At 61.6% G+C, this 14,658-nt stretch carries 13 protein-coding genes and 1 pseudogene; 13 read left to right on the forward strand and 1 reads right to left on the reverse strand.

The genetic code is table 11. The features are described 5' to 3' along the window. Positions 1 to 831 precede the first annotated feature (831 nt). The 8 genes from nifD (at position 832) to fdxB (ending at position 8,534) form a co-directional block, all read left to right on the forward strand. A complete protein-coding gene (gene nifD, locus IVA98_RS00565; protein WP_247354171.1) occupies positions 832 to 2,334 on the forward strand; it encodes a nitrogenase molybdenum-iron protein alpha chain in 1,503 nt (500 codons plus the stop codon). 80 nt (positions 2,335 to 2,414) lie between these two features. Then, positions 2,415 to 3,974: a nitrogenase molybdenum-iron protein subunit beta gene (gene nifK / locus IVA98_RS00570; protein ID WP_247354219.1), complete on the forward strand. Its 1,560-nt coding sequence runs from the start codon at positions 2,415 to 2,417 to the stop codon at positions 3,972 to 3,974. Positions 3,975 to 4,093: 119 nt separating this feature from the next. Further along, a complete protein-coding gene (gene nifE / locus IVA98_RS00575) occupies positions 4,094 to 5,737 on the forward strand; it encodes a nitrogenase iron-molybdenum cofactor biosynthesis protein NifE (RefSeq protein ID WP_247354220.1) in 1,644 nt (547 codons plus the stop codon). Between the two features lie 9 nt (positions 5,738 to 5,746). Further along, positions 5,747 to 7,129, forward strand: a complete 1,383-nt coding sequence (gene nifN, locus IVA98_RS00580) for a nitrogenase iron-molybdenum cofactor biosynthesis protein NifN (RefSeq protein WP_247354172.1) — start codon at positions 5,747 to 5,749, stop codon at positions 7,127 to 7,129. 22 nt (positions 7,130 to 7,151) lie between these two features. Beyond that, positions 7,152 to 7,547 carry a nitrogen fixation protein NifX gene (gene nifX, locus IVA98_RS00585; protein WP_247354173.1) on the forward strand — a complete coding sequence of 132 codons (396 nt, stop codon included), beginning with the start codon at positions 7,152 to 7,154 and terminating at the stop codon, positions 7,545 to 7,547. Positions 7,548 to 7,557: 10 nt separating this feature from the next. Beyond that, positions 7,558 to 8,028, forward strand: a complete 471-nt coding sequence (locus tag IVA98_RS00590) for a NifX-associated nitrogen fixation protein (protein ID WP_247354174.1) — start codon at positions 7,558 to 7,560, stop codon at positions 8,026 to 8,028. A 7-nt stretch (positions 8,029 to 8,035) separates the two neighbouring features. Beyond that, entirely contained in the window at positions 8,036 to 8,236 is a 201-nt protein-coding gene (locus IVA98_RS00595; protein WP_247354175.1) for a CCE_0567 family metalloprotein, read from the forward strand. 13 nt (positions 8,237 to 8,249) lie between these two features. Next, positions 8,250 to 8,534 carry a ferredoxin III, nif-specific gene (fdxB, locus tag IVA98_RS00600; protein ID WP_247354176.1) on the forward strand — a complete coding sequence of 95 codons (285 nt, stop codon included), beginning with the start codon at positions 8,250 to 8,252 and terminating at the stop codon, positions 8,532 to 8,534. 28 nt (positions 8,535 to 8,562) lie between these two features. Here the strand turns inward: fdxB and IVA98_RS00605 are convergent, their stop codons facing one another. Then, the gene (locus tag IVA98_RS00605) at positions 8,563 to 8,904 is read right to left on the reverse strand and encodes a cation:proton antiporter domain-containing protein (RefSeq protein WP_247354177.1); all 342 of its coding nucleotides are present in this window, start codon (positions 8,902 to 8,904) and stop codon (positions 8,563 to 8,565) included. An 812-nt stretch (positions 8,905 to 9,716) separates the two neighbouring features. Here IVA98_RS00605 and IVA98_RS00610 point away from each other — a divergent pair. The 5 genes and pseudogenes from IVA98_RS00610 (at position 9,717) to IVA98_RS00630 (ending at position 14,620) form a co-directional block, all read left to right on the forward strand. Further along, on the forward strand, positions 9,717 to 10,997 hold the full coding sequence (locus IVA98_RS00610) for a cytochrome P450 (protein WP_247354221.1): 1,281 nt from the start codon (positions 9,717 to 9,719) through the stop codon (positions 10,995 to 10,997). A gap of 10 nt (positions 10,998 to 11,007) precedes the next feature. Beyond that, positions 11,008 to 11,316, forward strand: coding sequence for a ferredoxin (locus IVA98_RS00615; RefSeq protein ID WP_247354178.1), 309 nt, complete (start codon positions 11,008 to 11,010; stop codon positions 11,314 to 11,316). After that, positions 11,303 to 12,130, forward strand: a pseudogene (locus IVA98_RS00620) (SDR family oxidoreductase). The gene IVA98_RS00615 and the pseudogene IVA98_RS00620 overlap by 14 nt, the downstream one beginning before the upstream one ends. Beyond that, positions 12,130 to 13,473, forward strand: coding sequence for a cytochrome P450 (locus IVA98_RS00625; RefSeq protein ID WP_247354179.1), 1,344 nt, complete (start codon positions 12,130 to 12,132; stop codon positions 13,471 to 13,473). Before IVA98_RS00620 ends, IVA98_RS00625 begins: the two are co-directional and overlap by 1 nt. Before the next feature lie 148 nt (positions 13,474 to 13,621). Next, on the forward strand, positions 13,622 to 14,620 hold the full coding sequence (locus tag IVA98_RS00630) for a polyprenyl synthetase family protein (protein WP_247354222.1): 999 nt from the start codon (positions 13,622 to 13,624) through the stop codon (positions 14,618 to 14,620). Positions 14,621 to 14,658: the final 38 nt, after the last annotated feature.

Consider the following 14,658-nt stretch of genomic DNA (forward strand, 5'->3'; position numbering starts at 1 on the left):
GCGGATCTTTGAACCGCAGAGGACCTGAACTGAGTCGCTGCATAAAACCCCCGTTCTGACCGTGTCGCGAGGGGGTCAATTCCTCGTGTCGTCAGGGGGGCAATTTTCCACGTCGCCCGACACCCGGAAGAGATGGTGCAGCTCAATCACCACTTTCTTAGGATCGATCGCAAACACCATGCGCGCATCTACGTGCGCTGAAGTCTCGTGGGATCGCTCGATGGGTGCGCCAAGCAAAGCTGCCGCACCGGAGTGACGTCGGCGCGCGGGAAGAATTTAGCCATCTCGCTGGCGGAGAGCGCAAGTGATTGTTTTGTTTCAGACAGGGCTTTAGCGGGTAAGCCTGTCGGTGCCACGCAGGGTCAGTTTTATAACAATCCGCATCCTAGCAGCTATCTAGCTCTACAGACGTGGGTTTTTGTATTCAACCACCGCTGGCACACTCGTTGCAGACCCTCGCGCAACAGGCGGCTGTTAGCCCTTTGCATCGACATGAAGAGGGGCAGGCCGCCCCCCTGATGGCACGCGAGCGAGTAAAGAAGACGATATGACCAATCGCTGGAGGGCAGGCATGACATCACCGAGACGCGTCTTGGTCAGCGATTCCGTCGACAAATCAACAGCGTCACGCATGGTGCTCGCAAGCGCTTAGCCGAGATGAGCTGCAACATCCTGATCGGCCGCTGGATCCGGAAGCCCGCGAAGTTGCGTTCGGTAGGACCGGCCATGGAGATTTGCACGCTTTACACCTCAACGCCGGATCGGAAATCCGTCGATCTACCGGAAAAGCGTCGCTTCTTCATTTGAGACGACAATGGAAAGGAAATTCGTATGAGCCGAGCAACTACCGAAAGCGTCGCAGAGATCAAGGCGCGCAACAAGCAGCTAATTGATGAGGTGTTGAAGGTCTACCCAGAGAAGACCGCCAAAAGGCGCGCCAAGCATCTGAGTGTTCACGAGGCGGGAAAGTCGGATTGTGGCGTCAAGTCCAATATTAAGTCCATTCCGGGCGTAATGACCATCCGCGGCTGCGCCTACGCGGGCTCCAAGGGCGTGGTCTGGGGGCCGATCAAGGACATGATCCACATTAGTCACGGTCCGGTCGGCTGTGGTCAGTACTCATGGGGCTCGCGGCGCAACTACTACGTCGGCACGACCGGCATCGACACGTTCGTGACACTGCAGTTCACTTCCGATTTCCAGGAAAAGGATATCGTGTTCGGCGGAGATAAAAAGGTCACAAAACTCATCGACGAGCTGCAGGAGCTGTTTCCTCTCAACAGGGGCATTACCATTCAGTCCGAATGTCCAATTGGTTTGATCGGTGACGATATCGAGGCAGTCTCCAGAGAAAAGTCAAAGCAATATGGCGGCAAAACCATCGTGCCTGTGCGGTGCGAGGGTTTTCGTGGAGTGTCACAATCGCTCGGCCATCACATCGCGAACGACGCCGTTCGAGATTGGATCTTCGACAAGAGCGCCCCAGAAGCCAGCTCTAAATTTGAGCCGACCCCATATGACGTCGCCATCATCGGTGACTACAACATCGGCGGCGACGCCTGGTCGTCACGGATCCTGCTCGAAGAAATGGGCCTGCGCGTCATCGCCCAGTGGTCCGGGGATGGATCTCTCGCTGAATTGGAGGCGACGCCGAAAGCGAAGCTCAACATATTGCATTGCTATCGCTCGATGAACTACATCTCACGGCACATGGAGGAAAAATTTGGGATTCCCTGGTGCGAGTACAACTTCTTCGGGCCTTCCAAAATCGCGGAGTCGCTGCGCAAAATTGCAAGCTTCTTCGATGATAAGATCGAGGAGGGCGCCGAGCGCGTCATCGCGAAATATCAGCCGCTGGTCGATGCGGTGACCGCGAAATACCGGCCGCGGCTCGATGGCAAGACCGTAATGCTGTTCGTAGGCGGCCTACGTCCTCGCCACGTCATCGGCGCGTATGAGGACCTCGGCATGGATGTTGTCGGCACAGGCTATGAGTTCGGTCACAACGACGACTATCAGCGCACCGCCCAGCACTACGTCAAGGACGGCACGCTGATCTACGACGATGTCACCGGCTACGAATTCGAGCGCTTCGTAGAAAAGATCCGGCCCGATCTCGTCGGCTCCGGTATCAAGGAAAAATACGTCTTCCAAAAAATGGGCGTGCCGTTCCGCCAAATGCATTCCTGGGACTACTCGGGTCCTTACCACGGTTATGACGGCTTCGCGATCTTCGCCCGAGACATGGATATGGCAATCAACTCCCCGATCTGGGGGAAGACCAGCGCACCTTGGAAGGACGCTCCGCGGCCGAGCCTCATGGCGGCGGAATAGGAAAGCCGACGCTCGGGCCCTTTCTTCCGCAGAGGAGGGAAGGGCAGGAGAACGAACACAAGAACCTGAAGAGTGCCATGATGACACAGAACGCCGAACACATCCTCGACCACTCTGAGCTTTTCCGGGGAGACGAATACCAGCAGATGCTGGCCAATAAGAAGGCGCTATTTGAGAATCCGCACGATCCCGCCGAAGTCGACCGTATTAGAGAATGGTCCAAGACCCCCGAATACCGCGAGAAGAACTTCGCCCGCGAGGCGCTAACTGTTAATCCGGCGAAGGCCTGCCAGCCGCTAGGTGCGGTGTTCGCCGCGCTCGGGTTCGAGCGCACACTGCCGTTCGTCCACGGCTCCCAGGGTTGCGTCGCGTATTATCGCAGCCATTTGTCGCGGCACTTCAAGGAGCCGACCTCGTGCGTCTCCTCGTCCATGACGGAAGACGCGGCTGTGTTCGGAGGGCTCAACAACCTGACCGACGGGCTTGCCAACAGCTACAACATGTACAAGCCGAAGATGATCGCGGTCGCCACGACCTGCATGGCGGAAGTCATTGGCGACGACCTCAACGCCTTCATCAAAACATCAAAGGAAAAAGGCTCAGTCCCCGCGGACTACGACGTACCATTCGCTCACACTCCTGCATTCGTCGGTAGCCACATTACGGGCTACGACAACACGCTCAAGGGCATCCTCGAGCATTTCTGGGATGGCAAAGCCGGCACGGCGCCTAAACTCCAGCGCAAAGCGAACAACTGGATCAACTTCATCGGTGGCTTCGATGGCTACACTGTCGGAAACATCCGTGAGATCAAGCGCATCTTCGAGCTGATGGGGATCGGCTACACGATCCTCGCGGATAACAGCGATGTGTTCGATACCCCCACCGACGGCGAGTTCCGCATGTATGATGGCGGCACCACACTAAAGGATGCCGCGAACGCAGTCCATGCGAAGGCAACCATTTCCATGCAGCAATATTGTACGGAGAAGACGTTGCCCTTCATCAAGGGGCACGACCAGGAGGTCGTCGCCTTCAATCACCCGCTGGGTGTCAGCGCCACGGACGATTTCCTGATGACGCTGTCGCGTATCACCAACAGGGCAATTCCCAATGCGCTGGAGCGGGAGCGCGGGCGTCTGGTAGACGCAATGGCTGACTCTAGCGCGCATGTTCACGGCAAGAAGTTCGCGATCTACGGCGATCCCGACCTCTGCTATGGCCTGGCCGCATTCTTGCTGGAGCTTGGCGCTGAGCCGACGCACGTGCTCTCGACCAACGGAAGTAAGGCCTGGGAGCAGAAGATGCAGGCGCTGTTCGCGAGCTCGCCGTTCGGTAAAAACTGCCGCGCCTTCCCGGGCAAGGATCTCTGGCACATGCGTTCGCTCCTGTTCACAGAACCAGTCGATTTCCTGATCGGTAACACCTATGGCAAGTATCTCGAGCGTGACACTGGAACGCCGCTAATCCGCATCGGGTTCCCCATCTTCGATCGCCATCATCACCATCGTTATCCAGTGTGGGGCTATCAGGGTAGCATGAATGTGCTGGTCAAGATTCTCGACAAGATCTTTGATGAGATCGATCGAAAAACCAGCTCAGTTGGCAAGACAGACTACAGCTTCGACATCATACGTTGAGGCGAGCGCCCCGCCTCATCGTCCGCAGGAACAGCGGCGCTGTGGCGGGGATCCCGGGTTATCCGCCGGACCATCCTCTTGGTCTGTGCGAATGTCTTGACATCCCCGAAAGAGACACCATGACTTCGCTTCCCGCGACCATACAGGACGTCTTTAACGAACCGGGCTGCGCTAGGAATGCGAGCAAGTCGAACGTCGAGCGCAAGAATGGATGCACCAAGCAGCTGAAGCCGGGCGGCGTCGCCGGTGGGTGTGCCTTTGATGGCGCCAAAGTCGCACTGCAGCCCTTCACCGACGTCGCCCATCTTGTGCATGGTCCAATCGCCTGTGAGGGCAATTCTTGGGACAATCGCGGTTCCGCCTCCTCCGGCTCCGAGCTGTGGCGCAGAAGCTTCACCACGGACATGAGCGAGACCGACATCGTGTTCGGCGGCGAGAAGCGGCTGTACAGGGCAGTCAAGGAGATCACAGAGAAATACGACCCGCAGGCCATCTTCGTCTACCAGACATGCGTGCCCGCAATGATCGGTGACGATATCGATGCGGTCTGCAAGGCAGCCTCCGCCAAACTTTGCAAACCGGTCATTCCCATCAATGCACCGGGATTTGTGGGGTCGAAGAACCTTGGCAACAAGCTCGCGGGCGAAGCACTGCTGGAGCACGTCATCGGTACCGGAGAGCCCGATTACACCACTGCGTATGACATCAACATCATCGGCGAATACAACCTGTCCGGCGAACTCTGGCAGGTCAAGCCGCTGCTCGATGAGCTCGGAATCCGGGTCCTGTCGTGCATCTCGGGGGACGGCAAGTATCGCGAGGTCGCTTATTCGCACCGAGCCAAAGCCGCGATGATGGTCTGCTCAAAGGCAATGATCAACGTCGCACGCAAGATGAGGCAGCGCTACGGCATCCCGTTTTTTGAAGGCTCATTCTACGGTATTGAGGATTCCAGCGATTCACTGCGCCAGATCGCGCGCATGCTGATCGAACGCGGCGCGCCGGCTGAGCTGATGGAGCGCACGCAAGCCCTGATCGCACGCGAAGAGACCAAAGCCTGGGCTGCCATTGAACGTTTCAAACCACGCTTTGCCGCCAAGAGGGTTGTTCTCATCACCGGTGGCGTGAAATCCTGGTCGATGGTGGCCGCTTTGCAAGAGGCCGGGCTCGAGATCGTCGGCACGTCCGTGAAGAAATCGACCAAGAAGGACAAGGAACGTATCAAGGAATTAATGGGCCAGGACGCCCACATGATCGAGGACATGTCGCCTCGCGAGATCTACAAGATGCTGAAGGACGCAAAAGCCGACATCATGCTCTCCGGCGGCAAGTCGCAATTCGTCGCACTAAAGGCGGCGATGCCGTGGCTCGATATCAACCAGGAGCGCTGCCACGCCTACATGGGGTATATCGGGATTGTCAATCTCATGGAGGAGATCGAGAAAGCGCTCTACAATCCGATATGGGATCAGCTCCGCCAACCCGCGCCATGGGATGAGTTCGACCGGAAGCGTCAGGCAAGGACGGTTGCGCAGATGTATGCGCAAGCCGCTGATCCAGTTCGGGACGCGAGCAAGAACGGCGTCAATACGATAAGTTCCTCCAATGAAAGTGAGGCCAGCGGTGGTGAGAGCGCGATTGAGGCGCATGGCCCGAATCTCGCCAAGCCCGCCAGGCCGTGCACCAATTCCACCGCACGGTGCGTTGCTTGTAAGGACATTCGTTCCGATCTGCAGCCCCCGGCACTGCAGGCGGCGGAGTAGGGGGACGACATGGCGATCGTCACTACCTCGAAGAAAGCCTGTTCGGTCAATCCGCTCAAAATGAGCCAGCCGATCGGCGGCTCATTTGCCTTCCTGGGCCTGCGCGGCGCGATGCCGCTTTTGCACGGCCCGCAAGGTTGCACCTCCTTCGGGCTGACGCTGTTCGTGCGCCATTTCAATGAAGCCGTGCCGATGCAGACGACCGCCATGAGCGAGGTTGCCACCGTGCTCGGTGGCCACGAGAATCTCGAACAGGCGATCCTCAACATCTACAATCGCGTCAAGCCCGAGATCATTGGCATCAATTCGACTGGCGTCACTGAGACCAACGGCGATGACGTCGAAGCCTTCATCCGGTTGATCCGACAGAAGCATCCGAAGCTCGAAAAGCTCCCCCTTGTCTACGTCTCGACCCCGGATTTCAAGGATGCCTTTCAGGATGGCTGGGGCAAGACAGTGGCGCGGATGATCGAGGTGCTTGTGGCTCCGGTCGACACAGCGAGATCGCGCGATATCTCCCGCGTCAACGTACTACCTGGTTGTCACCTCACGCCCGGCGATCTCGACGAGCTTCGCACGATTTTTGAGGATTTTGGGCTCAAGCCCTCGTTCCTGCCGGACGTTGCCGGTTCGCTGGACGGTCACATCCCCGACGAATTCACGCCCACCACGATCGGGGGCATTGGAGTGGACGAGATTGCGACCATGGGGCAGGTGGCCTGGACGATCGCGATCGGCGCGCAAATGCGCCGTGCGGCCGAGGCCATGCAGGTGCGGACAGGCACGCCGTTCCGCCTGTTCGAGCGGCTCTGTGGCCTTATCCCAAATGACGAATTCATCGCCTTCCTGAGCCAGATCAGCGGCCGGTCGGTGCCCTGGAAATATCGCCGGCAGCGTGGACAGCTGGCAGACGCCATGCTGGATGCACATTTCCATATCGGCGGCCGCAAGCTCGCGATCGGCGCCGAGCCGGACTTGTTATTCGATCTCTCCAGCTTGCTCCATGAGATGGGCGCACAGGTAAGGGCTGCGGTGACGACGACGAACTCACCGGTGCTCCAGCGGGTCAGGACCGAGGACGTCCTGATCGGCGATCTGGAGGATCTTGAAGAGCTTGCCAAGTCGCGTGACTGCGACCTCTTGATGTCGCATTCACATGGTCGCCAGGCCGCTTCGCGACTCAATGTCCCGTTCTTCCGGGTAGGCTTTCCGATGTTCGATCGCGTTGGCGCTGCGCACCTCACGATCGCTGGCTATCGCGGCACGCGCGATCTGATCTTTGACATCGCCAATTTGATCATCACCGACCGCGAAGCCAACCATGGGCCGACGCCCGACACCTGGCGACCAACCCGCGGCGGCCCGCAGGCCCATCCGCCCCAGTTACATTGAGCAGGGAGAGAAAACAACTCGGATGAAAGTTGCATTCGCCACTCAGGACTTGAAGCACGTCGATGCCCACTTCGGCTGGGCCAAGAACATCGCGATCTACGAGATCGGCCCGGACGGGCATCGATTTATTGAGGCGATCCAGTTCGACGGTGACCTCACCGAAGACGGCAATGAGGATAAGCTCGCGCCGAAGATCGAGGCGATCAGGGAGTGCGCAATCCTCTATGTTGCGGCGATTGGCGGCTCGGGTGCTGCGCGAGTCGTCGCCAGGAACATCCATCCGATGAAGGTGCTGCAGCCAGAGCCCATCCACGATCTTTGCGTCAAACTCGAGACCGTGCTGAAGGGGTCGCCGCCGCCCTGGCTACGGAAGCTGCTCACCAAAAGCCGGGAACGTACGGTGGATTTCGAAGCCTGAAGGAACAAAGATGGCCGATCCGTCTGAAGTCACTCCAGCCGCCGCCGCGGCGGAGGCGCCGTTTCTGAAAGAGCTCATCAAGATCTGGCGCGCCCAGGACACCCACGGCGCCTGGGAGGGCAAAAAGGATCTCGAGCTGCTCGAACCCTACGTTCTCGACAAGCGCAAGCGCCGTGCGTTGCCGATCGTCGGCAATCCCGACCCGGACACGACATGGCGGCTGGAGCTGTTCTTCGACGCCGTTGCGCTCTCGATCGAGAAGGCGACGGGTGTGATGATCTCGCCAATGCTGAAGATGCATCACGAAGGCTTCGGTCGGATCGTGCTGATCGGCGGCCGGCTCGTTGTCGTGAGCAAGCAGCTGCGCGACGTGCATCGCTTTGGTTTCGACGATCTCTCTGATCTCGCCAATCAAGGCGACAAATTCGTCAACAGTGGCGTTGAGATGATCCGTAAGTTCCCGGAAGTGGCGAGTTGTTGAGGCAAGTGTGAGCGATATCGAAACTCTGAAAGCGGAAATAAAGAAGCTGTCGGCCAAGGCGACCCAGGCCAAGATGGACCTCCACGACCTCTCCGAGGAGCTGCCGATCAACTGGTCGTCAATCCTGAGCGTGGCCCAGAAGGCCCACGCTGCCTTCAGCGAGCTCGAAAGCAAGCGCCAATATCTCCAGGCGCTGGACAAAACATAATGGACGGTTAGCCATGTCATTCAGGACCCGCGACGGTCGCAATTGGAGGCCGGACTACCTGGTTTCTATCGATCCCAAGAAGTGCATCGGCTGCGGCCGCTGCTACAAGATCTGCGGCCGTGAAGTCATGACGCTGAAGGGGCTAAGCGAGGGTGGCGAGATCATCGATCTCGACGAGGACGACGATGAGCTCGAAAAGAAGATCATGGTGCTGAAGGACGAAGGCGCTTGCATCGGCTGCAGCGCCTGCGCCCGGGTTTGCCCAACAAACTGTCAGACCCACACACCACCTGGTTGATTTAGCTTTCTCCGACGAGATCGACGAGTCAGTTGTCAGAAACAAGCTGGTAGGGAACGCCCAGATCCGACCTGTTCTGGCGTGAAGCCGGCAGTTGCCGAATCGGCCGCGACCTCGCATGGGCCCCGGCGGCGAAGGCCAGCAGGATCGTGAAAACGACAATGCCGACACCGTCGTTGAAGAGTGACTCGCCCTGCATCTCGACCTCGAGACTTTCAGCTGCCTTTACATTTTGAGCGTACGCATGACCGCCGATCGGATCGGTCAGGCTGATGAGCGCGCCAAACACCAGCGCCCAGGACAGCGGCAGCGACTGACCAAGGAGACCAGCGGCCTGCCAGAATAGAAAGCCAAGGATAAACGTCGACATGATCGTTGCGGAAGGTGGCAAGCACGATTACAGGGACGGCGCGGCTTACGAATGTTGCGAGATCGTCGTGGAGCGCTCCCGCGAAGAGCAAGAATGCTAGCATCCCATTCATGACGACCGACGTGAAGTCGATCTGGAGCACTGTCTTTGTTAGCGCTCCGAACAGATGCTGTTCTGGCGACGAACGCAGAGTTTCCGCGTTTACCTGACGCTTCTGGCTCGATTGCAAGGCTCGGGAATAGTGATGACGAAACAGTGGATCAGCATACCGTAGTCCTGTGCAAAAAAGCGGGCTTCGTGCCCCAACCATTTATTGGGTACGGTGTGCGCGGATCTCATCATGGCCTGGCTGCAACAGCAGTCCACTTGCGAGAGGCCGGATATATTTAAGCAATTGGAAGCATCATTCAGGAGAACTGATAACGAAGGTGTCGCCGGTCTGGCGTCTGACGACTATCCGACACTGTTCTGTCGCCTTTGTTGGTCCGCGACACCGGCCTATTTCGCCGACCTCTTGTCTGGCCTCAGGCTAATCCGCTGAAAAGCAATTACAATCTTTTTCTTCCGCTGGGTCGGCCAAATTGGCATGTGTATTGAAACCCTTCGTTGCGAGCTGGGAGCCGCCGACCGACCTTCATTTCATGGATGACACTGGCGATCGATGGAAAGAAGAAAGAAAAGCAAAATGTCAAATCCGCATCAGATAGCATTCTATGGGAAGTGGCCTCGGCGAAATCGCCCCGATGTTCTCCGCAATTTGCCGGCGCGCCTGGCGCGCGCCGGTCAGATCAGCCAGCCAACAGGTAACCAAGATGGACGTGCAAGAAACGACGGCAGCATGCCGGGACGCCTTCGCCGAACTGGCGTCGCCAAGGCGCATCCACGACCCGTATCCGTTTATGCACTGGTTGCGCGAGCACGATCCGGTGCATCGCGCGGCGTCGGGCCTCTTTCTGTTGAGCCGCCACTCCGACATCTACTGGGCGCTCACGGCCACGGGCGATGCGTTTCGGGCACCGGCGCCGGGCGAACTGGCGCGCTATTTCCCGCGTGCGGCGACCAGCCTGTCACTCAATCTGCTGGCGTCTACACTAGCGATGAAGGACCCGCCGACGCATACGCGTCTGCGCCGGCTGATCTCGCCCGATTTCACCATGCGCCAGATCGACAATCTGCGGCCGAGCATCGCGCGCATCGTCGCAGCGCGCCTGGACGGCATGGCGCCCGCGCTGGAGCGCGGGGAGGCGGTGGACCTGCATCGGGAATTCGCGCTGGCCTTGCCCATGCTGGTCTTGGCCGAACTGTTCGGCATGCCCCAGGATGAAATGTTCGGCCTGGCCGCCGTCATTGACCCCATTCTGAAAGGCCTGGGCCCGCACGCCAGCGAACTCCAGCTCGCCACGGCGGACGCGGCCAGCGCCAGGGTGCAGGCCTACTTCGGCGACCTCATACAGCGCAAGCGCACCGATCCCCGCCACGACATCGTTTCGATGCTGGTCGGCGCACGTGACGACGATGCCGACACGCTGTCGGATGCGGAGTTGATCAGCATGCTTTGGGGCATGCTGCTGGGCGGCTTCGCAACCACTGCTGCGACCATCGACCATGCGGTCCTGGCGATGCTGGCGTATCCCGAACAGCGGCACTGGCTTCAGGGAGACGCCGTGGGGGTGAAGGCATTCGTCGAAGAAGTCCTGCGCCGCGACTCGCCCGTCATGTTCAGCGCCACTCTGCGTATCGCCCAGCGCGACATCGAATTGGGCGGCGTGGTGATCCCGAAGAACGCGGACGTGCGCGTGCTGATCGCGGCCGGCAATCGCGACGCGGACGCCTTCGCCGATCCCGACCGCTTCGATCCCGCGCGGTTCTACGGCACCAGTCCTGGCATGTCGACCGACGGGAAGATCATGCTGAGCTTCGGCCACGGCATCCGCTTTTGCCTCGGTGCGCAACTGGCCAGGGTGCAGTTGGCCGAGAGCCTGCCGCGGATCCAGGCGCGCTTCCCCACGCTGGCATTGGCCGAGCCGCCGACGCGGGAGACCTCCGAGTTCCTTAGGACGTTCCGCGCGCTGCCGGTGCGGCTGCATGCGTAGGGGGGCTGAGATGCGCATCTTGGTCGACCAGGATCTGTGCGCAACCAGCGGGCAGTGCGTGCTGACGCTGCCGGGCACCTTTCGCCAACGCGAACCCGACGGCGTGGCCGAAGTGTGCGTGGCGACGGTCCCGCAGGCGCTGCACGCCGCCGTGCGACTCGCGGCCAGCCAGTGCCCGGTCGCCGCCATTCGGGTCATCGAAAGCGACGATGGTGATGACGAGTGCGCCAGCGTCGACCCTGCGCCTTCTCCTGCGGAGGCCGAGCGACATGCCGCGAAAGACCAACGCAATCCAGGAGGACACGGTGGCACGGTTTGAAGGCAAGGTGGCCGTAGTGACCGGCGCCGGCGCCGGCATTGGCAAGGCATGCGCCCTCGCCATCGCACGCGAGAGCACCAGAGTGGTGGTGGCCGACATTGATGGCTCGGCGGCCATCGCCTGCACCGCGCAGATCGCGGCCGAAGCGGGCCACGCGCTGGCCCTGGCCATGGACATCGCCGATGCGCAGGCGGTTTCAGCGCTGCTCGAGACGGCGGAGCGGCACTTCGCTGGGGTCGACCTGCTGGTGGAGTGACATGCATCTGACCCCGCGCCACCGTGCGATCCTCTACCTGGACCTGGCGGCCTGGGATCAGACCATGGCGACCAATCTGCGCGGCATGCTGCTCTGCTGCCGGCAGGCCATATCGCCCGCGGCGGTGGCGATCGTCAACATGTCGTCGTGCCAAGGGCTCAGCGGTGACACCGCGCAGACGTCCTACGCCGCGTCGAAGGCGGCGATGAAAATGCTGTCGGCCTCGCTCGCCACCCAGTACTGTCATGTGCAGATCCGCTGCAACGCATTGCGCCGGGTCTCGTCGTGACCGAGCGTCTCCTCGCCAAGCTGGACGAGTGCATGCAACGGCATCAGGGCCGGCTCCTGCCGCGCGTCGGCTGCACCGAGGGACGTGGCGGCGCTGGCGGCGCTGGCCGCGTTCCTGCTCTACGACGATGCTGCGTTCATCACCGGCCAGGTCGTGTGCATCGACGGCGGCATGCTGGCGCATGTGCCGACGTACGCCGACGATGGCAACAGCCGCGCCGCGCGGCCTGCCGGCACACCGCCGAAGCGGCCGCGGCGCCGCGCTGCTGATGGACATGCTGCTCAACCCGCTGGACCGTCGGCACCGGCTGCGGCACGACATCCCGGTCGTGCCCGGCGCGTTCCCCCTGGTCGGGCATCTTCCCGCCATCGTCTGCGACCTGCCGCGCCTGCTGCGGCGCGCGGAACGGACGCTGGGCAGCCACTTCTGGCTGGATTTCGGCCCTGCCGGACACCTGATGACCTGCGTGGATCCGGATGCGTTCGCACTGCTCCGGCACAAGGACGTGTCCTCGGCGCTGATCGAAGAGATCGCGCCCGAATTGCTTGGCGGAACGTTGGTTACCCAGGACGGCGGCGCGCACCGGCAGGCGCGCGATGCGATCAAGGCGGCGTTCCTGCCCAAGGGGCTGACCCAGGCCGGCATCGGCGACCTGTTCGTGCCCGTCATCCGGGCACGGGTGCAGGCGTGGCGCGATCGCGGCGACGCAACCATCCTGCGCGAAACCGGCGACCTGATGCTCAAGCTCATATTCAGCCTCATGGGAATCCCCGCGCAGGACCTGCCGGGATGGCATCGCAAGTACCGGCAAGTGGTGCAGTTGATCGTCGCGCCGCCGGTCGACCTGCCCGGACTGCCCTTGCGGCGCGGCCGCGCCGCCCGCGACTGGATCGACGCGCAGTTGCGCCAGTTCGTCCGCGACGTGCGCGCGCATCCCGCGCGCACGGGGTTGATCAACGAGATGGTGAGCGCTTTCGATCGCAGCGAAGATGCGCTCTCCGATGACGTCCTGGTCGCCAATATCCGCTTGCTGCTGCTTGCGGGTCACGACACCACTGCCTCAACGATGGCCTGGATGGTGATCGAGCTGGCGCGGCAGCCTGTGCTGTGGGACGCCCTGGTCGAGGAGGCGCAACGCGTGGGCGCGGTGCCGACCCGGCACGCGGACCTGGCGCAGTGTCCGGTCGCCGAGGCGCTGTTCCGCGAGACGCTGCGCGTGCATCCGACGGCCACGCTGCTGCCGCGTCGCGCGCTGCAGGAATTGCAACTCGGCCAACGGCGCATTCCCGCGGGCACCCATCTGTGCATCCCGCTGCTACATTTCTCGACCTCGGCGCTGCTGCACGAGGCGCCTGATCAGTTCCGCCTGGCGCGGTGGCTGCAACGCACGGAGCCGATCCAGCCGGTGGACATGCTGCAGTTCGGTACCGGCCCACACGTCTGCATCGGCTACCACTTGGTATGGCTGGAACTGGTGCAGTTCTGCATCGCCTTGGCGCTGACCATGCACAAGGCCGGGGTGCGGCCGCGGTTGCTGAGCGGCGTCGAAAAAGGCCGGCGCTATTACCCGACCGCACATCCGTCCATGACAATCCGCATCGAATTCTCATGAGCTGGCATCGCATCCCCGTGTGGCGAGGCAGCGGCGCCGGCGACGCGCGGCATTGCTGCACTCGGCGCGTGCGCTCGGTGCGACGCCGGCAACACCGCGGCGGCTCGGCGCTCGCCGTGGCCGTGTCAGGTACAAGGACATGAACAACATGCAGATCGGTTCTACGCTACAGGACGACCGAACTGGCGTTTCCGCGCTCGGCGGATTGGGCGCGCAGGTGCGCGGCGCGTCCGGCAGGCTGCTGCCGGAGATCTGGATGCAAGACGGCGCAAAGCGGGTCGAACAGACGCTGGCGCGTCTTCTCTGCGCCGAAGACAACGGTGAGACCGAGCTGATGGCGGCGATGCGCTACGCCACCTTGAATGGCGGCAAGCGCAGCCGCGCCTTGCTCTGTCTGGCTGCCGGCGCACTGGCTGACACGCCGGCGCACATGCTCGACAACGTCGGCGCCGCCATCGAGATGATGCATGCCTGTACCCTGGTCCACGACGACCTGCCCGCGATGGACGACGACGTGCTTCGCCGCGGCCTCCCGACCGTGCACGTCAAGTTCGGCGAAGCCACTGCGATCCTGGTCGGCGATGCGCTGCAGGCGCACGCCTTCCTGACCCTGGCGAGCCTGGATGCGCCGGGCGACAACCGTATCGCGCTCGTGCGCGAACTGGCGCAGGCGGTGTCCGCCGAGGGTGCCGCAGGCGGGCAGGCCATGGATCTGTCGCTGGTCGGAAAGCACGTCGAGCTGGACAGGATCGTGGCGATGCACCGGATGAAGAGCGGAGCGCTAGTGCGCGCGTCCGTTCGCATGGGCGCGCTATGCGCCATCGCGGAGGATGCCGCGCACGCTGCGCTGTACTGTGCGCTCGATCGCTACACCGCCTGTTTCGGCCTGGCGTTGCAGGTGGCCGACGACATTCTCGACGCGACAGCTGATACCGCGACGCTGGGCAAGACCCCCGGCAAGGACGCGGCGGCGCAGAAGCCGACCTGCGCGTCGATCATGGGGCTGCAGGCAGCGCGCCAGTTCGCGCTGGATTTGTTGCGCGACGCCGGGGAGGCCATCGCCCCGCTGGGCCCTCGTGCGGAACGGTTGGCGCAGATGCTGCAGCGGGCCAACGCGTATCTGTTCAAGCACGCGCCATGCGCATGAGCGCGCCCGTCCGCATGGAGTCGCCCCTGTGCCGCTGC

Source organism: Bradyrhizobium sp. 160, from assembly GCF_023073735.1.
Taxonomy (GTDB): domain Bacteria; phylum Pseudomonadota; class Alphaproteobacteria; order Rhizobiales; family Xanthobacteraceae; genus Bradyrhizobium.